The sequence below is a fragment of the Nonlabens sp. YIK11 genome, from assembly GCF_001413925.1.
Lineage (GTDB): Bacteria > Bacteroidota > Bacteroidia > Flavobacteriales > Flavobacteriaceae > Nonlabens.
The window spans coordinates 1,365,121-1,390,783 of record NZ_LBMJ01000001.1; the positions used below are offsets into that span (position 1 = coordinate 1,365,121).

The 25,663-nt window shown below is 41.2% G+C and carries 18 protein-coding genes; 12 read left to right on the forward strand and 6 right to left on the reverse strand.

Annotation, left to right across the window (positions count from 1 at the left end):
- The first annotated feature begins 279 nt into the window (after positions 1 to 279).
- The 3 genes from AAU57_RS06200 to ctlX all read left to right on the forward strand — a co-directional run bounded on the left by AAU57_RS06200 (position 280) and on the right by ctlX (position 3,564).
- Positions 280 to 1,566, forward strand: coding sequence for a citrate synthase (locus AAU57_RS06200; RefSeq protein WP_055412089.1), 1,287 nt, complete (start codon positions 280 to 282; stop codon positions 1,564 to 1,566).
- Between the two features lie 133 nt (positions 1,567 to 1,699).
- Positions 1,700 to 2,620: a dimethylarginine dimethylaminohydrolase family protein gene (locus tag AAU57_RS06205; RefSeq protein ID WP_055412090.1), complete on the forward strand. Its 921-nt coding sequence runs from the start codon at positions 1,700 to 1,702 to the stop codon at positions 2,618 to 2,620.
- Positions 2,620 to 3,564: a citrulline utilization hydrolase CtlX gene (gene ctlX / locus AAU57_RS06210; protein ID WP_055412091.1), complete on the forward strand. Its 945-nt coding sequence runs from the start codon at positions 2,620 to 2,622 to the stop codon at positions 3,562 to 3,564. Before AAU57_RS06205 ends, ctlX begins: the two co-directional genes overlap by 1 nt.
- A 56-nt stretch (positions 3,565 to 3,620) precedes the next feature.
- Here the strand turns inward: ctlX and AAU57_RS06215 are convergent, their stop codons facing one another.
- From AAU57_RS06215 to AAU57_RS06225, 3 genes are all read right to left on the reverse strand, one after another.
- A complete protein-coding gene (locus AAU57_RS06215) occupies positions 3,621 to 5,048 on the reverse strand; it encodes an SDR family oxidoreductase (protein WP_055412092.1) in 1,428 nt (475 codons plus the stop codon).
- 104 nt (positions 5,049 to 5,152) lie between these two features.
- Positions 5,153 to 8,824, reverse strand: coding sequence for a M1 family aminopeptidase (locus AAU57_RS06220; RefSeq protein ID WP_055412093.1), 3,672 nt, complete (start codon positions 8,822 to 8,824; stop codon positions 5,153 to 5,155).
- A 3-nt stretch (positions 8,825 to 8,827) separates the two neighbouring features.
- Positions 8,828 to 9,727, reverse strand: a complete 900-nt coding sequence (locus AAU57_RS06225) for an ABC transporter ATP-binding protein (protein WP_055412094.1) — start codon at positions 9,725 to 9,727, stop codon at positions 8,828 to 8,830.
- Between the two features lie 209 nt (positions 9,728 to 9,936).
- On the opposite strand from AAU57_RS06225, the gene AAU57_RS06230 reads away from it, so the two are divergent.
- Complete coding sequence (locus AAU57_RS06230) at positions 9,937 to 11,613, forward strand: LIC_10190 family membrane protein (RefSeq protein WP_055412095.1); 1,677 nt, start codon at positions 9,937 to 9,939, stop codon at positions 11,611 to 11,613.
- Here the strand turns inward: AAU57_RS06230 and AAU57_RS06235 are convergent.
- On the reverse strand, positions 11,610 to 12,035 hold the full coding sequence (locus tag AAU57_RS06235; RefSeq protein ID WP_055412096.1) for a hypothetical protein: 426 nt from the start codon (positions 12,033 to 12,035) through the stop codon (positions 11,610 to 11,612). The two genes, AAU57_RS06230 and AAU57_RS06235, sit on opposite strands and share 4 nt — an antisense overlap.
- Positions 12,036 to 12,114: 79 nt before the next feature.
- On the opposite strand from AAU57_RS06235, the gene argS reads away from it, so the two are divergent.
- From argS to AAU57_RS06260, 5 genes are all read left to right on the forward strand, one after another.
- Positions 12,115 to 13,899 (forward strand): arginine--tRNA ligase, encoded by a 1,785-nt coding sequence (gene argS / locus AAU57_RS06240; RefSeq protein WP_055412097.1) that lies wholly within the window; start codon positions 12,115 to 12,117, stop codon positions 13,897 to 13,899.
- 56 nt (positions 13,900 to 13,955) lie between these two features.
- Positions 13,956 to 14,903 carry a GNAT family N-acetyltransferase gene (locus AAU57_RS06245; protein WP_055412098.1) on the forward strand — a complete coding sequence of 316 codons (948 nt, stop codon included), beginning with the start codon at positions 13,956 to 13,958 and terminating at the stop codon, positions 14,901 to 14,903.
- On the forward strand, positions 14,900 to 15,199 hold the full coding sequence (locus AAU57_RS06250; protein WP_055412099.1) for a hypothetical protein: 300 nt from the start codon (positions 14,900 to 14,902) through the stop codon (positions 15,197 to 15,199). The genes AAU57_RS06245 and AAU57_RS06250 overlap by 4 nt, the downstream gene beginning before the upstream one ends.
- A gap of 65 nt (positions 15,200 to 15,264) precedes the next feature.
- Positions 15,265 to 16,338 (forward strand): DegT/DnrJ/EryC1/StrS family aminotransferase, encoded by a 1,074-nt coding sequence (locus AAU57_RS06255; protein WP_262491944.1) that lies wholly within the window; start codon positions 15,265 to 15,267, stop codon positions 16,336 to 16,338.
- Complete coding sequence (locus tag AAU57_RS06260) at positions 16,335 to 17,624, forward strand: O-antigen translocase (RefSeq protein ID WP_055412101.1); 1,290 nt, start codon at positions 16,335 to 16,337, stop codon at positions 17,622 to 17,624. Before AAU57_RS06255 ends, AAU57_RS06260 begins: the two co-directional genes overlap by 4 nt.
- Here the strand turns inward: AAU57_RS06260 and AAU57_RS06265 are convergent.
- Positions 17,621 to 18,001, reverse strand: a complete 381-nt coding sequence (locus AAU57_RS06265; RefSeq protein ID WP_055413691.1) for a hypothetical protein — start codon at positions 17,999 to 18,001, stop codon at positions 17,621 to 17,623. The genes AAU57_RS06260 and AAU57_RS06265 overlap by 4 nt on opposite strands.
- Positions 18,002 to 18,003: 2 nt before the next feature.
- Entirely contained in the window at positions 18,004 to 18,414 is a 411-nt protein-coding gene (locus AAU57_RS06270; protein WP_156340016.1) for a hypothetical protein, read from the reverse strand.
- A 180-nt stretch (positions 18,415 to 18,594) separates the two neighbouring features.
- Here AAU57_RS06270 and AAU57_RS06280 point away from each other — a divergent pair, with 180 nt between their 5' ends.
- The 3 genes from AAU57_RS06280 (at position 18,595) to AAU57_RS06290 (ending at position 25,662) form a co-directional block, all read left to right on the forward strand.
- Positions 18,595 to 19,362, forward strand: coding sequence for a 3'-5' exonuclease (locus AAU57_RS06280; RefSeq protein ID WP_055412104.1), 768 nt, complete (start codon positions 18,595 to 18,597; stop codon positions 19,360 to 19,362).
- Between the two features lie 58 nt (positions 19,363 to 19,420).
- Entirely contained in the window at positions 19,421 to 22,204 is a 2,784-nt protein-coding gene (locus AAU57_RS06285) for a triple tyrosine motif-containing protein (protein WP_055412105.1), read from the forward strand.
- A gap of 290 nt (positions 22,205 to 22,494) precedes the next feature.
- Positions 22,495 to 25,662 carry a glycoside hydrolase family 2 TIM barrel-domain containing protein gene (locus tag AAU57_RS06290; protein WP_055412106.1) on the forward strand — a complete coding sequence of 1,056 codons (3,168 nt, stop codon included), beginning with the start codon at positions 22,495 to 22,497 and terminating at the stop codon, positions 25,660 to 25,662.
- Position 25,663 lies beyond the last annotated feature (1 nt).

The window sequence follows — 25,663 nt, forward strand, 5'->3', positions numbered from 1 at the left end:
GTCAATTAAAAGCAAAGCCATCCTTCGGGATGGCTTTTTGCGTTATGAATTTTTGTTCTCCCTATGGTATTTGGAGTGGTGATGTTGATGGTTGTATTCGCTTTCGCGAAAGCGAACTATCTTAAATTAACCTACAATTTTAGTTTCTTGCATTTGGTGACCTTGATTCACTACGATTATTCCAAAATTTATACTAAAGTCCGAAACATCAATTGATAAAATTTCAATTTGATAAGTTCCAGTCGTATTTTTGAGAGAACGATAATGAAAAAATAAATAATGGCAGATAAAGCAATACTGGATATAGATGGAGAAAAGTTTGAGTTTCCCATTATAACTGGAACAGAGAACGAAAGAGCAATCGATATCAAATCCTTGCGCAGCGCAACTAATGGTGTTGTAACCATCGACCCTGGATATAAAAATACGGGTAGTTGTACGAGCGCAATCACGTTCCTAAATGGAGAAGAAGGAATCCTGAGATATCGTGGCTATGCCATTGAAGATCTTGCTGAAAAGGCAAGCTTTCTAGAGGTCTCTTACCTATTGATCTTTGGAGAACTTCCTACAAAGGAGCAACTCAATAAATTTCACTCAGATATCAAGGCTCAATCTCACGTAGATGAGGATGTGAAAAAAATCCTTGATGGTTTCCCTAAGTCGGCTCACCCCATGGGTGTTCTATCCTCATTGACGAGCGCGCTCATTGCCTTCAATCCAGCTTCTGTAAATGTGGAGAGTGAAGAAGACATGTATAAGGCCATTGTCAATATCATGGGTAAATTCCCAGTTTTGGTTGCATGGGCTTTGCGTAAGAGAACTGGACAACCATTGGATTATGGTGATGACAACCTGGGTTATGTAGAGAACATACTTAAAATGATGTTCAAGAAACCTAATTCAGAATATAAAGCAGATAAAGTAGTTGTAGATGCACTGGATAAATTACTTATCCTTCATGCTGACCATGAGCAGAATTGTTCTACTAGTACCGTACGTATCGTTGGATCTTCACACGCAGGATTGTTTGCAAGTTTAAGTGCAGGTATCAATGCCTTATGGGGACCATTACATGGTGGTGCTAATCAGGCCGTTCTTGAAATGTTGGAAGCAATCAAGGAAGATGGTGGTGATACAAAGAAATATATGGGCAAAGCTAAGGATAAGGAGGATCCTTTCCGTTTGATGGGCTTTGGACATAGGGTATATAAAAACTTTGATCCACGAGCGAAAATTATCAAGAAAGCTGCAGACGAGGTACTTGCAGACTTAGGTGTTGATGACCCAATTCTTGATATTGCCAAAGGACTTGAGAAAGAAGCGTTGAGCGATCCTTATTTTGTAGATCGCAAATTGTATCCTAATGTAGATTTCTATTCAGGAATTATCTATAGAGCCATGAACATACCTGTAGAAATGTTTACAGTAATGTTTGCTCTAGGTAGGTTGCCAGGATGGATCGCACAATGGAAGGAAATGCGTGAGAATAAAGAGCCTATAGGCCGTCCTCGTCAAATTTACACTGGTGAGACGCACAGACCTTTCAAAGAAGTTTCTGAACGATAGAACTATTAGAAAAATCAACTTTGAAAACCCAAGCAAACTTGCTTGGGTTTTTTGGTATCTATCGTGTGATAAAAAATGGTAAAACAATAATTTTTACGACCATTATCCTGAAGTAAGAAAGTATTTTTGACCTATGAATCGACTGAATTTACATGTTAAGGACGAGACCTCAAGATTAAGAGCCGTAGTGCTGGGAACGGCGCGCAGCAATGGGCCTGTGCCAGATCTTAAGGACGCTTATGATCCTAAATCCAGACAGCATATCCTTGCAGGTACCTATCCTAAAATTGAGGATATGGTGAGTGAAATGGAAGCCGTTGCTACAGTTTTTGAAAAGTATGATGTTCAGGTCTTTAGGCCCAAACAGATTGAAGATTGCAACCAGATATTTACCAGGGACATAGGCTTTGTTATTGACGATGTTTTTGTCAAGGCTAATATTCTACCAGATCGCGAGGAAGAACTCGAGGCGATCAAACACGTCATCGATCTAGTCGACCCAAAGAAAGTGATTAGACCGCCAGAAGAAGTCCATATTGAAGGTGGCGACGTGATGCTTTTTGGAGAGTACATTTTTGTAGGTACTTATCGCGGTGCCGATTATGCTGATTATATCATTGCCCGGACGAATGTAGAAGGAGTTGATTGGCTCAAGGAAACGTTCCCACATAAAAAAGTAGTATCCTTCAATCTGCGGAAGGATAACCTAGATCCCTACAACAATGCACTACACTTGGATTGCTGCTTCCAACCCGTAGGAAATGGTAAATGCATCATTTACAAAGGTGGTTTTTTACAGGAAGAGGAATATCAGTTTTTGGTAGATCTATTTGGTGAAGAAAACTGTTTTGAGATTACTAGAGAAGAAATGTACCACATGAACTCCAATGTGTTTTCCATCGCGCCAGATGTAGTGGTTTCAGAGCGTAATTTTACCAGACTCAATAACTGGTTGCGCAGCCATAACATTACCGTAGAAGAAGTTCCCTATGCCGAAATTTCAAAACAAGAAGGCCTTTTACGTTGTTCCACATTGCCCCTAATTAGAGATTAATGAAACAAATTACCGATACCATTCTCATGGTGCGTCCAGTGCAGTTCCGATTGAATGAAGAGACTGCAGTAAATAACTATTATCAGGATCAGCAGTTCCATAAGGAGATCAAAAACGCCGTTGCCAATCAACGAGCGCAGGAAGAATTTGACGCTTTCGCGAAAGCGTTACAAGACAACAACATCAACGTTATCATCGTCCAGGATGACAACAAACATGACACTCCAGATTCGGTTTTCCCAAATAACTGGCTGTCCACACACGAGAATGGTACCGCAGTTTTGTATCCCATGTTTGCACCCAACCGCAGGCTGGAACGCAGGCCAGAAGTTCTAGAAGCGCTGGAAGAAAACGGCTTTGTAATAGAAGATGTCATGGACTACACCAGCGCTGAAGATGAGGAGATCTTCCTGGAAGGAACTGGCAGCCTTCTACTAGATCGCGCTAACGACGTCGCTTACTGCAGCATATCGCCACGAGCTGACGAGGATTTATTCATTGAGTTTTGTGAAGATTTTGAATACACACCAGTCGTGTTTACGGCCTATCAAAATGTAGGCGATGCCAGATTACCCATTTATCATACTAATGTGATGATGGCTCTAGGTGAAGAATATGCTGTGATCTGTCTGGATGCTATTGATAGTAAAGCCGAGGTCAAAAACGTGCTCCACCATTTAAAGCGCACCAATAAGGAAGTCATCAATATTACTGAAGCGCAAGTCGAAAGTTTTGCTGGAAATATGATACAAGTGAAGAATAGCGAAGGCAAGAAGTTTCTCGTCATGAGCAACCAGGCCTATGAATCACTTACCGAAGCGCAGATCAACAAACTAGAGAAGTACAACGAAATCATCCATCCAGACATTAAAACTATAGAGACCTTAGGCGGTGGCAGCGTACGCTGTATGATGGCAGAGGTTTTTTTGCCTAGAAAAGTGTAGCTGGTATTACATAGGGCGGTTTCTTGTGTTTACCATTTTGAATCGGGAATAAGAAACTACTTACCAGTCGCAATATGTTTGATCATTCCTGCAAAAATAAAATAGTGAAAGGGCAACATACTGTACCAGTACAACCTGCCCCAAAGTCCTCGTGGTCTAAAAGTAGCCGTCTGGTGAACGACATTATCTTCATCGATTTCAAACTCTAACCAGGCTTCTCCTGGGACGCGCATTTCGGCAAAAAGTAAAAGGCGTCTTTCTTGACGGTCTGCTACGAGAACACGCCAGAAGTCCAATGAATCACCAGAATGTATTTTGGTCTGATTCGTGCGTCCGCGGCGCAGACCAACGCCACCAAAAAGCTTGTCCAGATAACCGCGTATTTTCCAAAGGAAGTCGGCATAATAATATCCATTGTTGCCGCCTATCGCCCATATGCGATTGAGCGCCTCTTCAGGTTCTTCTGTTTTATAGGTTTGGGCATCGCGCAGACAACCAAATCGTGGAACCTGTTTGAACTTGTTGATGTTGTACTTGAACCTACCGCTCACCATACTGTCCTTCCAACTACTGGCGACGTTGTTTTGCTCGATTTTGGCAAAAGCCATATTCAAGGCTTCTTTATAGGTATAAAGCTCGATGCCTAGATCTTCCGCAAGTGAGTTTTCCTTGGCTACCACTTCGACAGACATGCTGTTTACCAGATTGCGTGCTAATTTATAGGAAGTACTCGTCACAAAGTACAACCAGTAGGAACTTAGTTTAGGAGTCATGACCGGTACCGTCAGGATGGTCAGGTGCAAATTTCTGTTTTCAGAATATTGCTGCATCATCTGTTTGTAGGTGAGTACATTCTTGCCGCCTATATCATAGGATTGATTATAACTCACCTCGCGACCCAATACACCTATCAGGAAACTCATCACATTGCGTATCGCGATAGGATGTGTCTTGGTATTGACCCATTTAGGCGTGATCATGATAGGTAATTTCTCGCATAGATCACGTATGATTTCAAAGGAAGAACTACCGCTGCCCACGATGATTCCAGCACGTAGTACCGTCGTAGGAATGTCACTTGCACTAAGAATTTCTTCAACTCGCTTTCGCGAAAGCAAGTGTTTGCTCAACACATCTTGGTTCACAATTCCAGATAGGTAGATGATCTGTTTGCAACTTGTGTGAGCCAGCTGTTCCAAAAAATTGGTCGCACTATCGGCTTCCATTTTGTCAAAACTCTCTGTACTACTGGTCATGGAATGGATCAGGTAATACGCCACATCAATATCTGCAGGAATGGGATTGACCTCTGGTAAGTCCAGAAAATCGATCTCGATAATCTCGACCTGCGATCGCACCTCATCAGGCACGGATAATCGACTCGCACTACGCACGGCACAGACGACCTCGTGGTCTTCTTTGAGTAGTTCGTAGAGTAGGCGCACGCCTATGTAACCGTTTGCTCCTGTAAGTAGTACCTTCATATTATAAAGATAGGTGGTGGTAGCTCGTGGTTGTGATACGATGGTGTTAAAACAACAAACGCCGCTCCTGGGAGCGACGTTTGTATAATTAGTGGAATAAAGACTTATTCCTTTTTTTCAGATATGTTCCTGCGATTGTCTTGAGTGTTGCGATCAATCAATTTGTTGAACGGGTCGATACCTACTTCTACCGGTTTCTCATTTACCTTGATTTTGAAATCATTATTGATGTCGGTTATCTTCAATTTTTGAAGGTACAGCACTTTAGGCTGATCGTTTTCTTCATCATTCTCGCCAAAGACGCCAACCTCTATGTAATCTGCCAGCGGTAGAGATTCCAGAGCTTTTTTCTTACCTTCTGGAGTGAATGTGATGCTGTCGTTCATCTCGTTTTTGTAACGCAGTTTTCCTTTGGCATTGCTTCTCGCTTTTATCACTTGTGCATTGATGTCCACCTCATAGGTACCATCGGCAAGTTGTATGTAGCTACCATCATTTATCTGATTGTCATAGAGCGTGATGGTTTCAAACATGTCCTTAATCAAATATTGAAGGCTGTCTGGTGTCGCTGCTCTTATATCATCGACAAATTCTGTAGCGGTAGGATAAGGAGCTCCTTTGAATTGGTACTTTTCTGCAAAACGCTTTGCCACGTTATTAAAGTTCTTCTCACCTATATAATCACTAATTGCATAAAGAATAAGCGATCCCTTTTGATAGTGAATGTATTGCTGGTTCTCGTTGTACATCAAAGGATTCTCACCTATGCTTTCTGTTGTTCTTCCCAGTAGATAGCCGTCCATGGCATCTTTTAAGAAATTGCGCATCTGGTATTTTCCATTGGTCTTTTCAAGAACCTTGAGCGAACTATATTCTGACATACTTTCTGATAGGAGTGTGGCACCTTTTGCATTAGCTCCTATTACTTGATGCGCCCACCACTGGTGTGCAAGCTCATGAGCCGTGATGCTAAATGGATAATCTACATTGTCATTGGACTCATCATCTACATCTGCAATAAATCCTATCGCCTCGCTAAATGGGATCGTATTGGGGAATGCCTGCGCAAAACCGCCACCAGTTCTAGGGAACTCGATAATGCGAGCTTGTCTATGCTGGTAAGGCGTATAATTATCATTATAATAATCCAGTCCTTTCTTGAGACCCTTCATCATCCTGTCGATGTTGTAGTCATGCTGTGGATGATAATAAATCTCAAGCGCCACACCTTTATGGTTGTCCTTGAGCACCGCATAGCGACCACTCAAGAATGCATAGAAGTTCAGCATTTTGGAATCCATCTTATAGTGGAAGTATCTGCGCCCATCTTCTTCCCATTCCTTGATCAAATATCCAGGCGCTATCGCGATCTGGTCAGGTGACGTGCTCACGGTCGCCTCAAAATCAATCCAGTGAGCATTAGGTCCTAGATAGTTACGATCTCTAGCGCCAGGAGCTTCTGGAGCTGGTAGACGATCCTTAGGCGGTAGGTTATATTTTTCACGCACTTGAGTGTTGCGTATTTCAACTTGCTCGTTGTAACCTATCGCGGGAAAAATTCCGTTATTGATGAATGTACCATTATCCAAAACCGGTGAATTGTTCTTGAGTAAGGTATTGGGTTCATTTTCTGTAGTAAATGAAAATTGAAGTGTATCACCTGGCATGAGTGGCGATTCAAATTGATACATGCGATAGTCATAATCCTCGTTGTCATAAACAATTTCGCTGTTGCGATCCATTTCGATCGTTGTGGGACGATCAGGATAATTCACGTGCAGGGTATCAATGGGATACTGCGTCTGATTGACCATGGTATACGTAGCGCCAGCCTTGAAATCTCTGGTTTCTGGATAGATATCCATATAAGTGTTGATGGCGACCGTAATAGGTTGCGGCACGCCAGCAAACTTGCCCAACTCTTTTTCAAAGTTGACCTGTAGCTCTTCACGTTCCTTGCCTGTCATTTGCTCATCCAGGACATTGTTGAGGTACCACAAATAGCCACCTATACCTAGAAATACGATTAATGAAACTGCGATGGTTGCAGTAGTGGTTGTTGTGGTTCTCGCTTTCGCGAAAGCGAATCTCTCCTTCATACTGCTTCCCATGCCACGACGGTAAAACAAGACGGCCAGTGTAAATAAGGCTATTCCCAAAGCAATCCAATACATGCGATACGTGTAGAAACTAGGTAGTCCAACACCATAACCGTTCATGTCGCTAGGCGATGGAGAACTGCCACCTTGATTAAAGATGAATTGTCCCTGCTCAACGCCTATCGCACTCATTAATAGTGGTACGCCTACCGCAAAAACTAATAAGGTCAATAATCCCAGCCATTTGTTTTTGATCAATGTGTGAACCAATAGGGTAAGTAGGATCCATGGGATGAAATTCCAGGAATTGATGACGTATAAGTCAAAAAGGTATAGCGGTATCTCAAAATCAAAGAAGCCGTTGTAACCTTGGATGATCATACCGCTTATCATGACTATTAGCAATAAGGTCAATGTCATGAGGAATAACGCGATAAACTTGGATATCAGGATGGTCCAGTTTTGTGTAGGTGTCGCATCAATCATTTGCTTAAGATGTGACGAGTTGGCTCTATCCATAATCAAACCACCATAGAGAAAAATCAACAAGTAGATGAATATGGTGAAGAGTCCCGTGACGATGCTGAGCATTAACCAGGTTTTAGGCAGGATACCTGTACCATAAATCTCTCCAGACACGAGCATGGTCACCAGGGAAAATGCAAATGCGATGACGACAATAATGATAAAGGGCCAACCGGTCACGATATATTTCAAGTCTGATTTTGCCAGAACCCAAGCTGTTTTGAGCTGTCCCATAAAAGAAAAGTCTGCAGTGACTTTAGGCATCTTAATGGACTGAATGGTTCCAAAATTGCGCTTGACGGCACGTTGGGCTTTTTTAGGCTTTAGCCTTAGACTGGTTGGATTTTGTGAAAAATTAAAACCAAATAGAACCGCAAAGAAAATGATGAGTGAGATACCCAACCATAACAAACGATTATATAATAAAGTGCCTTCTACCGGTATGAGTTGATTGCTTTGCTCTTCTGGAGACCAATATCTTATTTGGATGTAGGTAGCGGCATCACCAGTAGGTTCCAGCAATTCTACCCAGTAGGTATCATCCATGGATTGTAGGCTCGAACTTGCCGTTAGCTGCAGAATAATCATTACCAACACAAACATGAAGCCTATGTTGATGTTGCGTAAGAAGGCTGTAATGGAAAATACAATAATCCCGTAGAAAAATACATTAGGAATGATGTACAACAGGAATGGTTGCAAATAATTCATGATCTCAAAAGGACCTACCAATGCTTCATTAGCACCTGGCAGATAGAAACCTAACGTGGTACCTAAGACGCTGGCGAAGATGACTAACAAAGTGATCGTCATTCCAGCGCTGAATTTTGCGACCAGATAGGTAAACTTAGTTAGCGGATATGAATACAGGACATTGTGCATGTTATTGTCAAAATCACGCTGTATGGTGCCGCCCATGACGGAAGGAATCAATAGGTAGGTGAGCAACGCAAAAAAACCAAGCATGCTATAAATTCCCACCGCACTGTTGAGTTCGATGGATGAGGTTACCGTCACATTATCGCTGTCAAATACACCTACAGCGATAGCAGATAATAACATTGCGAGTATGAATAGGGCACCTGCGTAGATATAAAACAATGGTTTTTTGAACCAGGTTTTTATCTCGTGTGTATAAATAGTTGTAAACATCGACTATAGGGTTTCAGGTTGCGCGACCAACTCGTCGTTGCTCAATGTGGTGAAATAAACATCTTCCAATGTAGGAGCGCCAGCAATAAATTGATCGCTGGGTTGCGTTATGGCAAGCACCCGAACCTTAAGATTGTTGTTCTCGTCAAAACTGGAGGAAATAACATTGTATTGTTTTTGAAGCTCCTCAATATTTTCTCGATCTACAACAGTGGTCCAAATCTTCCCTTGTAAACTTGCGACAAGCTCTTTAGGAGTTGCGTGAGCTAATATTTTACCGCCATTAAGGATTGCCATATCCGTGCAAAGCTCCTTGACATCATCCACGATGTGCGTTGAGAAAATTACAATGTGATTGGTTCCTATCTCTCGCAGGACATTTAAGAAACGGTGTCTTTCTGCTGGGTCCAGACCTGCGGTAGGTTCATCTACAATGATAAGTTTAGGCTCATTGAGCAGTAATTGGGCAATACCAAAACGTTGCTTCATACCACCAGAATAACCTGCGACGTGCTTATGCTTGACATCACTTAGATTAGTTACCTGCAATGCTTTCTCTACAATAGCGTTGCGTTCTGATTTATTGGTGATGCCTTTAAGACTGGCGAAGTAATGCAAGAGATCCTCGGCACTCATTTTAGGATAGACACCAAACTCTTGAGGCAAATACCCCAATGTTTTGCGAAATTCAATTTTCTCTTCGAGAACGTTCAAGTCTTCTAGATGTATTTCTCCACTGTCAGGACTTTGCAAGGTCGCGATGGTACGCATTAAAGAGGATTTCCCGGCACCGTTGGGTCCCAGCAGGCCGAACATGCCGTTGTGTATATCTATAGTAACTCCATCCAGCGCCTTGACGCCGTTGTTATATGTTTTGGAAACGTTTTTTAAACTTAGTATCATTCCAGTCTTTTTAGTTTGCAGTTGGACTGCCCAAAGTACAAAACGTTACAGAAATGTTAGGGAAATGGAGGTGAACCGCTCTCAGAAATTCTTAACTTTTAGAAGAACTGGTGTAGAAATTTACACAACCTCTGTTTAAGCGCTGTGCAAGTGATGAACTCAAAATATCCTAGTATTGTAGCAGCTTTTGATTTAAAGAAGTCCTAACTGTGATTGTATTGCTGCTGTATTTTATTTTTTTAATTGGCGTCACCGTACCCTGTGGATTGCTCATTCAAAAAATCATGAGAATCCAGGCGTTATCACTGCTCGATCTATTCTGGTTAGGCATAGCCCTTATTACCATCATGGCCGGCGTCTGGTGCTTGTTTCTGCCTTTGGATTTCAAGTTTGTGATCGTATTGATAAGTTCTGTTATTCTCACCATATGGGTGTGTCAGGACATGATTAAATTGCAGTGTTCCAGCGCGAAGCAATTTATATCAACGATTACAACTAAGAACTTGGTTTGGGTCGTGATATGCACGGTATTGGTATTGGCAGCTGGAACGCTCTCTGGTTATGTACTGGATAACGACAGTTATTATTTGCAAACCATCCAATGGTTGGATACACATGGATTGGTTCCTGGAATTGCAAACTGGCATCTTTTTCTGGCGCAACAAAGTGGTTTTCATATTTTGGAGTCCGCCGTGAATTTGGAATTTTTAGATTTAGAATTTAATGATCTTGGACTTTTCATAACCCTTGTGATGATTTTATGGTCCATACTTCCCAGCAGCATTGGGGAATCAGTTTTTCAAAAGGCCTATAGAAATTTGCTTGCTATTACATTCCCATTATTACTCTTATTGGGAACTGCTCCGTCGCCAGACGTTCCCGTCATTTTGTTGTCTTATTATGTGATATATAAATTCTTGTTTGGAGCTAGCGAGTGGACCAATGTGTTTATGATGAGCGTGCTTACTGCTATGGCTTGCTATTTCAAGATTACATCTGTTTTACTGGGTATTTTCCCGTTGCTCATGATATTTAGGCTTAAAGAAGATCGATGGCGATCTACGTTGCATTTCTGTGGATTAGGTCTCCTATTTGGCGGATTGTTTATGGCTAAAAACATTGTAGCAAGTGGCTACCCCTTATTTCCGTTGACGTCTGTTTCTCTGGATGTCGACTGGCTAGTGCCTGAGGAAATGATTCGGTTTTATACGGATGCGACAGTCGCGCAAGCTTATGGAATTTCCTTTACAGAATTGAATCAGGTGGATGGATGGCAGCGTTTTTTGCTCTGGATCCAGCAAGCTGGAATGGAAGGTTTGATGAATAAAGGGATTCTTTTAGTGGTCATCGCAAGTATTTGTGGAGCCTTTTTTTACAGGCATAAACCCAAAATCGTCACCGTGCTTTTGGTATTTGTGTCGTTTGCATTGATCATGGCGTTAAGTTCGCCGCAAGCGCGATTTTTTCTTCCTTTCTTGATTCCCGCAACCATGGTGTTGTTGCTTTCCACCTTAAGCATGGCAAGGAACTATAGTTTGGGAATTGCAAGGTTCGCGGTGATTTCTGGTGTCTCTATTTTGCTATTGCCATCCATCATTCGGCTATCAACAGATAATGAGCGCATGAAAAATGTACCTGAGTTTGAACTTGGCAACTTGCTGTTTCCATCGCAAAGAAGTAGGTATAGTGACGCTTTCGCGAAAGCGAACATCAACAACATCCAGTACAACGATCCCACAGGTGATGATTTCTTTTATGGGACTTATGACGTGCCCTTGCCGGCAGCCCAGAAAGAATATCTGGATTATTTCAAAACCTATTACCAGGTCTCGCCAGAGTATCGTGGCGATACGCCAGCAGAAGGTTTTAGAGCAGTGAAAAACTAGAGGTCGTCCACGTAGGTGAAGCCTTGGTCGTTTTTGATATCCTGCAGCTTGTTGAAATATTTATGTATGCTTTTGCGGTCGGCATTTATCTTGACAAAATAATTATCCATATAGACACTATATTCTTCTGACTGGCCTTTGTACAGTGTCAACTTGTAGAACGGGATAGGTAGCGCATAGGTTTCCAACAAAGACCTGAATCTGAGTATTATCCCTTTTTCTCTTATTTCAATATTGCAGGTATTGGCATTGTTGTCCAGTACCATGAGGTTGTGGATCTGGATGCTGCAGCTGGTCATGATCAATTTGGGCGATCCGGAACCCTTGATTTTCCAGCGTTCTTTTAAAGTAAGCATATTGCCCACTTTTTCACGTATTTCTCTATCGATCTTTGGGTTGTTGTAGGAGACGTTGTACAGCATAGCGTAAAGTTACAATCTTAGTCTGTGCCTAGGGACAAGCCTTTCATAATAGTTATATTTGTGCGTTTACAAATTACCTATGACACTGCCGGAACAACTGGAAAAAAGTACGATTGAAATTGTTTATTCGCTGTTTGATGTAACGCTGGATAAAGTAGATATATCGCTCACCCGTAAAGATCAACAAGGCGATTATACCGTTATGGTTTTCCCTATGTTGCGCCATATCAAAGGCAATCCAGCGGTGATAGGTAAGCAGATAGGTGAACGCCTGCGAGTGGAAAGTGACCTGGTTTCTGATATTGAAGTGATTAAAGGTTTCCTTAACCTGACGCTTTCTTATAAAGCATTCCTCAAAGATTTTAATTCCATTTTACTGGATTCTAATTATGGCACCACGCCTGTGAATAGTGATGTACCTGGAATGATGGTAGAGTATAGCTCGCCTAACACCAATAAACCATTACACCTAGGACACATTAGAAATATAGTCCTGGGATATTCTACCGCATTGATCATAGAAGCTACAGGTAAGTACGTAGTCAAAACGCAAATCATCAATGATCGAGGCATCCACATTTGTAAGTCCATGCTGGCATGGCTCAAGTATGGTGAAGGAGTGACGCCAGAATCTGCCGGTGTCAAAGGAGATAAGCTGGTAGGTGACTTTTACGTAAAGTTTGATCAAGAATACAAGAAGGAAGTTGCTGCGTTGATACGCGAAGGTATTCCAGAAGAAGAAGCTAAAAAACGATCGCCGTCCATTCTTGAAGCGCAGGAAATGTTGCGTAAATGGGAAAATGGCGATGATGAGGTAGTACGATTATGGAAAATGATGAACGGCTGGGTTTATGCTGGCTTTGATACGACCTATCGCAGTCTAGGCGTCACTTTTGATAGTTTGTATTATGAAAGTGACACCTATCTATTAGGAAAGGATGTGATTGCCCACGGACTTAACACCGGTGTATTCTATAGAAAGGAAGATGGATCGGTATGGATCGATCTGACTGACGATGGTCTGGATGAAAAAATTGTATTGCGTAGCGACGGTACTGCCGTCTATATGACGCAAGATATAGGTACCGCGATCCAGCGCGTACGTGACCATGATGTGGATGGGATGGTGTACACCGTTGGTAATGAGCAAGACTACCATTTCAAGGTGTTGTTCCTGATCATGAAAAAACTGGGCTATGAATGGGCAGATAACCTGTACCACTTAAGTTACGGAATGATCGAATTGCCGTCTGGTAAAATGAAATCCCGTGAAGGTACCGTTGTCGATGCTGACGATATGATTCAAGAGATGACCGATACCGCTCGCGAAATCGCCCAAGAGCAAGGCAAGTTGGAAGGTCTATCCAATGACGAGAAGGAAGAGTTGTACCATATGATAGGTTTGGGCGCCTTGAAATATTTCATGCTCAAGATTGATCCTAAAAAGAGCATGGTGTTTGACCCTAAGGAATCTGTAGATTTTCAGGGTAATACAGGTCCTTTTATCCAATATGCTCATGCTAGGATTCAGTCGATTCTTAAGAAGTCCAACTTTAATGATCACGCCCTACAGGCCGCTATAGATTTACCGCTCATTGAGAAAGATCTTGCGGTCATCAAGTTGATCCAGCAATATCCAGAAACAGTAGCTTCAGCAGCTCGCAATTATAGTCCGGCATTGATAGCCAACTATTTATTTGATTTGGTGAAGGAGTTCAATAGTTTTTATCAAAACGTGCCTAAGATTGTTGAGGAAGAAAATGCCGACCTCAAACACTTTAGACTTTTGTTGTGCTACAAAACAGCTCGCATTATTAAGAGCGGTTGCGCCCTTCTAGGCATCCAGGTGCCAGATCAGATGTAAGGCATCGATAGGCTTTTGGTTTTACTAGGTTATATTCACAATTCAATTTTCTGAATTTGCAAATCACCCTTTACACACCACAATTTAAAGACCAATGGGATCAATGCGTCCGCGAGTCTCATAGTGGTTGTTTCTTGCATGAGCGTGATTTTATGGAATATCACGCACATCGATTTGAAGATCATAGCCTAATGTTTTTTGATAACGATACATTTGTTGCTTGTTTTCCCGCGCACATCATTGACAAGAGTTTGAAAAGCCATAAAGGTTTGACTTATGGGAGTTTTCTGATTTCAACTTATGCTTGCCAGGCAAGCGATCATCCAAAATTTTATCGGGCGCTAACAAAAGAATTAATCGATTATGCCAAAGCAGAGGATTTAGCAATATTAAACCTCAAGCTGCCACCACAGTATTATAATCCGAATTTTAATGCGGAATGGTTGACTCTCAAAAACAACAGTTTTGAAACGAGCCAGGAATCTGTAGATCTAGTAGTGGATTTGACCCAAGAATGGCAACCTAGTCCCAAAAAAACGATTGGCTATCGCAACGGGAAGTTTGAAAAGTTGAGGTTGATGAAGGACGTTCATCTTAAAAATTTCTGGAGTGATTTATTAGAACCTCAATTAATGGCCAGACATCAAGCGAGACCGGTACACAGTATTGAGGAAATTGAATTGCTGCAACAGTTGTTTCCTGATCAAATCCTACAATATGGCGTTGAGGTTGATGATATGTTAGTTGCTGGTATCACTTTGTTTGATTTTGGCAACATTCTTAAGATTCAATATGCCGCCGCAAATAAGCAAGGCTTTGAGCACAACGCGATGGACTTTTTATACCTAGAAATCATAAAGGAAGCTAAAGAGCAGAAGAAAGAATTCGTCGACTTGGGAACTGTCAATCATCCAGATGGCAGCGTCAATAAAGGCCTTAAGAGATTCAAACAGCAATTAGGCGCCACAACCACCTCAGTTTTTGAATTAACTTTAAGCTTATGAATTTTTCCAAACGCAGTTTTCACTTCTCTGTATTTTCCATCATTCTAATGGTGGCCTTTCTCATTTTGTCCATGAGCAACAGGAATGGAAGTACTGCTTTGGATAGTGTGGTGGGCTATCTGATCACCCTATTTTTTGTAACGGTGATCATCGGTTTTGTACTGGCACTACTCAGCATTAAGGAAAAGGCGAGTTTGAAAAAGCACATTGCTCTGGTGGTGAACATAGGCCTAGCGTTGTTACTCACCTACCACACGCTCCAAAATCTATCTAGCATCTCACAGGCATTTTCCTAAATACTTGATTACTTTTACGATAACCTAATCTAGAACCTATCGACTTTCACATTCCATATCTGGATATCAAAGCACTACAGCGTCGTTTTTCCCAAAGAGATAGCGAGGCCTTGCAGGAATTGCAGGATCTGGGTATTTACATTGGTGGTGAGCCTGTTACAAGGTTTGAAATGGATTATGCCCAATATTGTGGCACTCAATTTTGTATAGGGACCGGTAACGGACTCGATGCACTGACGATCATCCTACGTGCCGAAAAACAGTTGGGAAGACTACCTGAAAATGCTCGTATACTCGTGCCAGCGCATACCTACATCGCCACTTTTTTAAGCATTACAGAGGCTGGCATGCATCCTATTCCCGTGGATGTCCACGATCTATTGATCACTAAGGATGTGGTAGAGAAACACCTTGAAAATGTGGATGCGATAGTTGCCGTAGATATTTATGGAAAACTGGTGGATGATGAGGTGTACGCTTTCGCGAAAGCGAACCACAAACCCATCTATACAGACGCGGCACAATCCCATGGAGCTAAAACCAGCAACGGTGAACGATCTGGAAGTCGTGGTATGGCCAGCGCATTTTCATTTTATCCCACAAAAAATCTGGGCGCTCTAGGAGATGCTGGTGCGATCACGACCAATGACGAAGAACTTGCCGTAATGGCACGTCGTATGGCTAATTATGGTAGGACCTCACGGTTTGTCAATGATATGAAAGGTGTTAACAGCAGGCTGGATCCTTTGCAGGCGTCATTTCTCAATAACAGGTTGCTATTTCTGGATAACGACAATAAAAAACGGAAAAAGATCGCGCAGGTTTACATGGAGCAGATTGAGAATCCTAGAGTCAAACTACCTCCAACTGATTTTCTAGAGTCTAATTCCATTCATGTGTTTCCAATTTTTCTGGAAGAAAGAGATCAATTTGTGGCCTATCTGGAAGATCGCGGCATTCAAACCAATAGGCATTATGCCATACCACCACACCAGCAACTGGCATTTAAGGAATTCAATGACATGAGCTTCCCACAAACGGAATATCTTCATGATAGTGAGGTAAGTTTGCCCTGTCATCCTTTACTGGAAGATCATGAGGTCCAGGAAATCGTGATTGCCATAAACGAGTATTCATGAGACAATTGCTGCGATACTTCAATCGCAATTTGTTGCTTAAAGTTGCCGGTTTCAATTCCATTCACATTGTTATACGCATTGCTACTGGTGCGGTCATGTCTTGGGTAGTGGCTAATTTTCTGGGCACGACAGGAATGGCTGTGATGGGAAATTTCCGCAACTTTTTTCAAGGGCTGCAAACCTTTAGTGTTTTAGGAATGGAAAATGGATTGGTGCGCTATGCAGCCCAACATAAAGACAATATACAAGAACTTAAATCCATTTTCTCTACCGCATGGATCGCAGCGCTTGCGGCATCTTTGCTTATAGGAGTGACCGTTTTTTTTATGGCTACTTGTCTAGATGCTTATCTCATTGGCCTAGATCGCAGCTACGCCTTCATTTTTAGAGGTCTTGCGATCACCATGCCGTTCTATATTCTGTTCATCATGGTCAGTTCCATATTACAAGGTTTTGAATGGTATAAGACCTATGTCTCAGTTAATATTGTGATCAATTTGATCGCTTTTGGAACTAGCGTATTATTGATTTACAATTATTTGTTGGATGGAGCGATGATTGCCATTGTCGCAACTCCAGTACTACAGTGTGTGATCGCGGTGATTATCTGGTGGCGTTTGAAAAGGACTTTTACTTTAAAGGAATTGCTATCAAATGGCTTTTCTCAAGATAAATTCAAGCCATTGATGAGCTACAGCAGCATGGCGTTGATCAGTGCCTTGTTGATACCAGTAACTTTCATTGCGGTACGACAGGATGTGCGAGGCGTTTTGGGCGATACCACCGCAGGCAATTGGGAAGGTTTACAACGTATTTCTGGATACTACATGATGTTCGTAACAACCCTAGTGAGTTTGTATGTATTACCTAATTTAAGTAAAGACGCATCTTATCAGAATTACAGATCTACTGTTTTCCATTTCTATAAAACGATATTGATTCCTATCAGCTTAGGTTTGGTCGCTATTTACTTGAGTAGAGATCTTATTGTCAGCTACCTCTTTTCTGAAGAGTTTACAGGAATGTTACCTTTATTCAAGTGGCAGCTCGCTGGTGATTTCATCAAAGCAATCACCACGGTTCTTGCCTTTAGATTCATTGCGGTGAATGACTTGAAGCGTTATGCGATTGCTGAGGTGGTGAGTTTGGCCTCTTTTTTTATAGCCAACTACTTTTTGATCAGAATTTATGGCAGTCAAGGCGTCGTCATGGCTCACCTCGCCAGTTACTTGATTTATCTAGTAGCGATTGTGGTGATGTTGCGTAAGGAATTATTCAACAATTAACGACTGCGAACGCTGTCCGTATCGATGCGTCGTATCTCGCGTCCCAGACTATCGGTTTTTCTTATTTGGATATTATCCTGTGGTTTAGTTACTACCGCCACATAGGTATGTGTGGTATCTGCATCCTTTTTCGGGATAAGCGTCAGTAGATCTTTGGAGGATTTTGCAGGAATGCTAGTAATGATGGGACGATCTGCCCGTCGACGGAAACCATCGCTCTCCACTTTAAAGAACAGGCTCAAAGGTTTGTCTGTTACATTAGTGGCAACATAAACAATTTTCTTATGCTCTTTTCTGACGCTAATCTCGATGCCGTCCGGTACTTGACTGGCATTATGAAACAGAAAGATGGGAATCCATAAGAGGTACTTTAACATGGTCATGCTTTTTTATTGAACAATTCTTTGGCTTTCTCTCTTTGGGTGGCAATGAAGTCTTCGCCAAATGCGTCCGTCAATTCTTTGTTCTTTTTATTCATGTAAGCCAGTTCAGGTCCTATCAAATTACAACCGTAGAATTCATAGCCTACATTGTAATTCTGGATAAGATATTGTCTAAAGAAAACTTCAAACTTACTAAGCTGACCCGTCAAACTTCCCAAGGTAACATATACCAGACCAGAGCTGGTGCCTTTCTGGCCTATGGGTTGTAAAACAGATGGATTGGAATTAGCGACAAGAACTTCTAGATTTTCAGGTTGTTGCTCTGACTTTTTACCGGTGTTGATGACGACTTGTGCCACGCAAAGCTGTGCTGTAAGGAATAGAAGTAGTAGTAAAGAATATTTCATGATGTTTCTTATGGATGGAAAGAAGGTTTATCCTGTTTTGACCAGCTATCTTTGTAAAAGTATAAAATTGAGGGTAAATAAGTTACTGGCTTTAGTTAAGTTCGCTTTCGCGAAAGCGAAACATCAAAACATCCTCAACGTCAAATACTGACCTGAATCCATTTTAAAGAACCAATACCCATGAAGCTCAACCTACATCGTCCCATCTGTTTTTTTGATCTGGAAACCACTGGAACCAATATTTCCAAGGATCGAATTGTTGAGATTTCCATTCATAAGGTGTTTCCTGATGGTAGTGAAAAGACGTATACCTACAGGGTGAATCCAACAGTCCCGATTCCAGCAGAAACTACTGCAGTACACGGTATTACAGATGATATGGTGGCTGATGAGCCCACTTTTAAAGAGCTTGCCCGCGAGATCAATAAGATTATCAAGGACTCTGATCTGGCTGGGTTCAACTCCAACCGTTTTGATATCCCATTGTTAGCCGAGGAAATGTTGCGTGCCGATGTGGACTTTGATATGGGCAATAGAAATGCGATCGATGTGCAGAATATCTTCCACAAAATGGAACAGCGCACGCTAGTCGCGGCCTATAAATTCTACTGTGATAAGGACCTTACTGACGCACACAGCGCAGAGGCAGATACCATCGCGACCTATGAGGTGCTCAAGGGCCAGTTGGAACGTTATCCGGAGCTTGATAATGACATGAAATCCCTAGCAGAATTTTCTACCAGACGCAAACCTGTGGATTTTGCAGGTATGCTAGCTTATAATGAGAAAGGTGAGGAGTGCTTCAACTTTGGTAAGCACAAAGGCAAACTTGTCGTGGATGTGCTTGAAAATGAGCCAGGTTATTATAGCTGGATCCAGAACGCAGATTTCCCACTTTATACAAAAAAGGTCTTGACTGCCATCAAACTGCGCGGATTTAACCAGTAGAGTAATCTAATTCCCTAAAATTATTGAGATTTATCTTAGCTTTAGGCAAAACTCTTGCTTGAAGGTATTTCTATTTATTGCCAGCTTTTTCTTTAGTTTTCTCTTGGTGCAGGCGCAAGAGTTGCCACCGGTGCGCAACTTTTCACCAGCAACCTACGGCGCCGAAAATCAAAACTGGAAGATCGCACAGTCTGAGGACCGAAATATATTTTTCGCGAATAATCAAGGACTGTTAGAGTACAATGGAGAACATTGGTATCTATATCCAACACCTAACGAGAGCATCATGCGGTCTGTTGAGTGGCATGAAGATCGTGTCTATACAGGATCTTATATGGATTTTGGTTACTGGGAGCGACAAAACGATGGGACGCTGGCTTATACATCCATTGTTGATTCCCTCAACGTTCCCATACTGGAAGATGAGCAATTCTGGGACATCATCTCTAGTGAATCTATTGTTTTAATACAGTCCTTAGGTCGTATTTATGCCTATAACCCAGAAAATAAAACGGTTCAAATCGTCGTAGAAAAACAAGGGCTCACCAAAATCTTCAAAGTTGGCAATGGGATCTACTTTCATGTAAATGGGCAAGGCCTTTATCAGATTGTAAGTGGCGAGCCGCAGCTCATCATTAAGCAGGATTTGATAGATGGCAACGTCATAGGTATGCGAGATAGTGATCGAGGAATCAAGCTTGTTACTGCCGCAAATTCCCTTTATGTATTTGAGAATGATTCTCTGGAACTTATCTCGACCAATCAATTTTCCAGGCCGGTCACGGTTTATTCTGCAGTGGCCATAGAAGGTGAAGGTTTTGCCTTAGGAACCATATCCAACGGTTTGTTAGTCATGGATGGTACTGGTGTGGTGGACTATCAAATAAATCAATCCAATGGCTTGTCAAACAATACCGTTTTATCTGTATTTGTGGATGTAGATGACAATTTGTGGGCAGGTCTAGATAATGGTATTGATTATATCAACCTTACCTCAAGGTTCAAAACTTTCATAGATAGAGAAGGTAAGCTGGGAACTATTTATGATGCTATTTATCATAAAGGACACCTGTATCTGGGATCGAATCAAGGATTGTATGTTAGACCACCCAATCAAAAAACGTTTGAATTTATTGGAGGAACTAAAGGTCAGGTATGGGCTTTAAAGGAGATTGATGGAACCTTATTCTGTGGTCACAACCTTGGAACCTTTATCATCGACGGTAAGATAGCCACCCAAATTGCTTTTGAGGAAGGAACGTGGGACGTACAACCACTAGAAGGAACTACAGATCTTATACTTCAGGGAAATTATAGTGGTCTTTTTGTTTTACAAAGAGAAAATAACACGTGGAGTCTCAGAAATAAACTGGAAGGATTTGACATAAGCTCTAAAGATCTGGTGATAGATGGTCAACAGATTTATGTAGGACATGAGTACAAAGGATTGTATGAACTTGATGTAAGCGACGATTTCCGCACCGTTGGAAATTATAAACTTATAGATGCCGTAGGTACTGGAATTAATTCTGATGTGATTCAATTAGGTGGTGACGTTCTGTATTCCACACCACGAGGTATTTATGTCAAGACCGAGACATCTGATAGTTTTAAAAAAAATGAGGTGCTATCATCGTTTATAGAATCCAATGGATATACTTCTGGTAAGATGATCAAAATCAATGAAGGTTCCTTCTGGATGTTTTCTGATCAATCATTGATTCAAATTAACAAAGAGCCCATCAACGATACGTTTGAAGCTAAGAACATCTTGATACCGCACTTTAAAAGATCTGAAACTAAAGGGTATGAAAGCCTGATTCAATTACCCAACCAAAACTATCTCATCGCAACGTCTCAAGGTTATCTGCTTTGGGATAATAGGGAGACTGAAGAGGTCAATGGAAAAATAGTAATCGATAGGGTGCGCATAAGCAATAGGAATGGCTCTAACGAACTATTGGATCTTGATCAAGACAACAGCATGGATCACAGAACTAATGTAGTTGAGTTCTTTTTTCATGTGACCGATTACAACGTGTTCGACAGTGTTAAGTATCAATACTTTTTAGATGGAGACAGTGATTCATGGTCTGATGTTTTTGAGAAGGGTTCCATTCTCTTTGAAAATTTGAATCATGGAGACTATCAACTTAGGATAAGGTCTATCGTTAACGGTTCGATTTCAGAGGATGAGGCTGTTTTTGCCTTCACGATCGAACCGCCGTTTTATCTTTCAAGGACAGCAATCGTAATTTATGTGATCTTATCCTTAGGTATTCTATTCCTTGTAGGACGCATTTTTAAATGGTATTACAATAGAAAAAGAAATCTGGATCTAGAGAAGCAGCGTCAGCAAATGGAGCTTGATCTACTAAAAAGTCAAAAGGATATCGCTGACCTTAAAAATCAACAACTTAATTCTGATATTGAATCCAGAAACAGAGACTTAGCCATTAAAACAATGGCTATGATTAGGAAGAACGAAACTCTTAATCAGTTGAGAGGCGAGTTAGATAACTTACCTACTACTCAAGAATCCAAATCCTTAAAAAAGATGCTGGATAAGAGTTTAAACAGTAAACAAGATTGGGTCGCTTTTGAAGAAGCCTTCAATAATGCGGATAAAGACTTTTTCAAAAAGATAAAGGAGAAACATCCTAATTTGACGTCTGGTGATTTGCGCCTATGTGTGTATTTAAGACTCAATCTTTCTTCTAAAGAGATCGCTCCGCTTTTAAATATTTCTCCTCGTAGTGTAGAAATTAAGCGATATCGTTTGCGTAAAAAAATGGGATTATCTCGAGATGATAGTCTTACTGGATACATTGTTGAGATTTAATTAAGAATATTTTTCCTAAAATCAACTCAACATCACTACATCAAAACCAGTATTTCACAACAATCTTTACCAAGAACATAATTTAATCTCGCTGTTTCTTAGATAAGTATAAAGAAACTGTCTTATTTTTAATGATCTCACGATTAGTTGCTCATTGTATATTTATTGTAGAGGTGTCAAATTTTACTTAAAATTTTACTAAAGCTATATTTATAAATCTTATCGGCGGACGTATCATGTTCTATAAATTTTCGATCAAGGATTACATAATTTTTAAATAACTGACCCGTATGAAAAAGTTCTTTTTAAGCATTTTATTGATTTTTTCAATATCCCTGAGTTTTTCTCAGGTTCAGAAAGTATCAGTGATGGACGATGTTAACGGTCAGACATTGATTGTTGACGGCAAACCATTCATCATTAATGGTATGAACTGGGATTATGTACCTATTGGTAAGAACTACTCCTATAATTTCTGGGCACAGTCGGATGACTTTATAAAGGCAGCCTTAGACAGCGAGATGGGATTGCTAAAAAATATGGGAGTGAATACGATACGTGTCTATGTAGGTATTCAACCTAAATGGGTTCAGTTCATATATGAGAATTATGGAATATATACCATGATCAATCATTCCTTTGGGCGTTATGGTTTGACCATCAATGGCACTTGGTTCCCAAATACAGAGTATGCTGATCCAGCCACTCAAGAGCTACTACTTAGGGAAACGAAAGCTATGGTTGAGGAGTTTAAGGACACGCCTGGATTGTTGATGTTTATGCTAGGAAATGAAAACAACTACGGACTTTCTTGGGGTGGAGCAGAGACCGAAGATATTCCTATAGAGACAGAAGGTACAGTTATCACAAGAGCTAGAGCAATGTATAAATTGTTTAATGAGGCTGTTGTTGAGATGAAAAAACTAGATACACAGCATCCAGTGGCAATCTGTAATGGAGACCTTTTATACTTAGACCTAGTGGCTGAATACTGTACAGACATTGATATTTATGCTACCAACATGTATCGTGGTGTTTCTTTTAGTGACGCTTTTGAAAGGGTGAAAAATGAATTAGGTAAGCCCATCATGTTTTCAGAGTTTGGTGCAGATGCCTTTAACGCATTGGACAATCGTGAAGATCAAAAAATGCAGGCGTATTACATGCTCAATAATTGGAAAGAGATTTACGAGAACGTTGCTGGATTAGGAAAAGCTGAAAATTCCTTAGGAGGGTTCACTTTTCAATTTAGTGACGGTTGGTGGAAACGTGGACAAACCAAAGATCTCGACATTCATAATACAGAAGCAAGTTGGTTGAGCGGTGGTTATACCTTGGATACCGATGGCACCACCAAAAACATGAATGAAGAATGGTTTGGGATCTGTGCCAAAGGATTTTCAAATGAACGAGGTCTTTATGATTTGTATCCGCGAGCGGCCTATTATACCTTAAAAGAAGTTCATCAACTTAATCCATATGCCAGTAACATGACTTTAGAAAGTATGGAGAATTACTTTGACAGCATTAGTCTGATGGATGCGGTGCTACGTGGTCGTGGTGATGCAGCTGCTTTAGGTGGTGGCGGTAGTGGGCCCAAATTAGCAATCAGTAACCTTAGTGCCAGATTCACCACTTTTACTACTGGTGGATCCTTAATCACCACTCCAGAGACAGCAGATCCAGATTCCAACGCCTTTCCAGATGAATTGGGCTTTGATCACATGCAATCTTATTTTATAGGTATAGAAGGAAAGCCAGCTGCTAATATGCGTGCTAATGTCAACTTCAACGTCATTGGCAAAGTCGCGCAAAATCCTATCAATGAAATATTTTATGAGAACAGGGCGAGACCAGTTGTCTCCTTGGATCAGAATAATCAGCGTGTTATCATTGACGATGTGAATCGTGTAAATGTTTATGATGCAGAGTTTGAATGGAATGCTAAAGACTTTGATTTACGTGGATTCTATAGGACCGGACATTATCATTGGGGTTATGAAGGTGACTTCTTTGGATTGTATCCAGAAGCAAATTACGGACCTAACTTAGATATTTACGGCGGTGAAATCTTAGGAGCTGAAATCGATGGAAAAGGAGTATTAGACGGTGCAAAAGCAGCTTTTGGACCACAACTTTGGTGGGGTGCCAACCCAACCGCTCTCTTCAAGTACCGTAGAAAGATAGCTGGAGTAGATGTTACTGGAATCTACCATCGCGATGTTGAAACTGAAATAATTTTAGGAGATGATGGCCGTCGTGAATTAGATGCCAATCAATTACGTAGTGGTATTATTCCTCCATTCCCAACAGAAAGAGCGACCATCGTTTTAGAAAAGGAGATTGGTAAATTTGGATTTACTTTAGGAGGTATTTGGGCTGGAAGTCCTCTTAATGGAACTACTTATCAAGATGTTGCAGGTAGTCCTGGAAACTATACTGTTTTTCAAGATAGAGTCAAGTCAAGCGACAATTGGGGTGGAAAAGCCAAAATCACATACCAAGGCGGTAAAATCAATTGGTATGCACAAGGTGGTATTAATGGTTTGGTAGCTCAAGGCGGTGCAGATCAAACACAAACATTTACCGGTTGGAGGTTGAAGGACATAGGTAGTGGTAACATGTCTAATTTTCTTACTGGATTTACTTATTCTTTAGGTGATTGGCAAATAGCACCCAATTTTTTATACCAGAAACCACTAGTTGAGGCGATCCCTAATGATGCTGGAGCACCCGCAAGATTGAGAAATGTTATTGATGACCCATTTGCCGTACGAGCTAATCGTGAAACTACCGCTGGAGAATTGCTGCTGACGTTTGACCCGACTCCTGGTACATGGTTTTATGAATGGGACAATGATAGATCTGAAGACGCTCCGCTGGCATTTAGTGCGGGATTTGTTTTCTGGCATTTACCAACGAAGCAAGACGCCCACATTGGTTTTAATGCCAATAGAACTTTCTTCCCTTTCCCAGATTCAGTTCCTGCTGAAGATTTATGGGAAGCTAATAGTAGAGTAGTTTCTAAGATTTCCCCAGAACTGGCATTAATCGGTAATCTATATTACGGTAAGTCCCAACCGAATGGAGATAGTGAAAGACTAATCTATCGATATGGTGGTGATGTAAGATTGGTGTACAATAAAATGAAGCTGGTTTCAGAAGTTAAGGTAAATGATTGGGGTCCTTATGATTATCACAGAGACTTTAACCTAACATTCCCGCTGCAATTGATGTTGGATCTTTCTTATTCGATAGGTAAACCAGATTGGTTCATTTTACCAAGCACAGTCATGGGTATAAGAGGTACCTGGAGATCTTTAGATCAATTCTCACCTAGATACAGCCCTAATAATGCTGCCGAATTTGCCAACCAACCAACCATCAGTCCTGTTGGATTCCCTAATGGATCTGAATGGGAAATAAGAACTTACGTTCATATCAATATTGGAAAATAAT

What these genes read in the sequence shown, in the direction of transcription:
- AAU57_RS06200 (WP_055412089.1), top strand. Translation starts at nt 280, where the DNA reads ATGGCAGATAAAGCAATACTGGATATAGATGGAGAAAAGTTTGAGTTT.
- AAU57_RS06205 (WP_055412090.1), top strand. Translation starts at nt 1,700, where the DNA reads ATGAATCGACTGAATTTACATGTTAAGGACGAGACCTCAAGATTAAGA.
- ctlX (WP_055412091.1), top strand. Translation starts at nt 2,620, where the DNA reads ATGAAACAAATTACCGATACCATTCTCATGGTGCGTCCAGTGCAGTTC.
- AAU57_RS06215 (WP_055412092.1), bottom strand. Translation starts at nt 5,048, where the DNA reads ATGAAGGTACTACTTACAGGAGCAAACGGTTACATAGGCGTGCGCCTA.
- AAU57_RS06220 (WP_055412093.1), bottom strand. Translation starts at nt 8,824, where the DNA reads ATGTTTACAACTATTTATACACACGAGATAAAAACCTGGTTCAAAAAA.
- AAU57_RS06225 (WP_055412094.1), bottom strand. Translation starts at nt 9,727, where the DNA reads ATGATACTAAGTTTAAAAAACGTTTCCAAAACATATAACAACGGCGTC.
- AAU57_RS06235 (WP_055412096.1), bottom strand. Translation starts at nt 12,035, where the DNA reads ATGCTGTACAACGTCTCCTACAACAACCCAAAGATCGATAGAGAAATA.
- argS (WP_055412097.1), top strand. Translation starts at nt 12,115, where the DNA reads ATGACACTGCCGGAACAACTGGAAAAAAGTACGATTGAAATTGTTTAT.
- AAU57_RS06250 (WP_055412099.1), top strand. Translation starts at nt 14,900, where the DNA reads ATGAATTTTTCCAAACGCAGTTTTCACTTCTCTGTATTTTCCATCATT.
- AAU57_RS06260 (WP_055412101.1), top strand. Translation starts at nt 16,335, where the DNA reads ATGAGACAATTGCTGCGATACTTCAATCGCAATTTGTTGCTTAAAGTT.
- AAU57_RS06265 (WP_055413691.1), bottom strand. Translation starts at nt 18,001, where the DNA reads ATGTTAAAGTACCTCTTATGGATTCCCATCTTTCTGTTTCATAATGCC.
- AAU57_RS06270 (WP_156340016.1), bottom strand. Translation starts at nt 18,414, where the DNA reads ATGAAATATTCTTTACTACTACTTCTATTCCTTACAGCACAGCTTTGC.
- AAU57_RS06280 (WP_055412104.1), top strand. Translation starts at nt 18,595, where the DNA reads ATGAAGCTCAACCTACATCGTCCCATCTGTTTTTTTGATCTGGAAACC.
- AAU57_RS06290 (WP_055412106.1), top strand. Translation starts at nt 22,495, where the DNA reads ATGAAAAAGTTCTTTTTAAGCATTTTATTGATTTTTTCAATATCCCTG.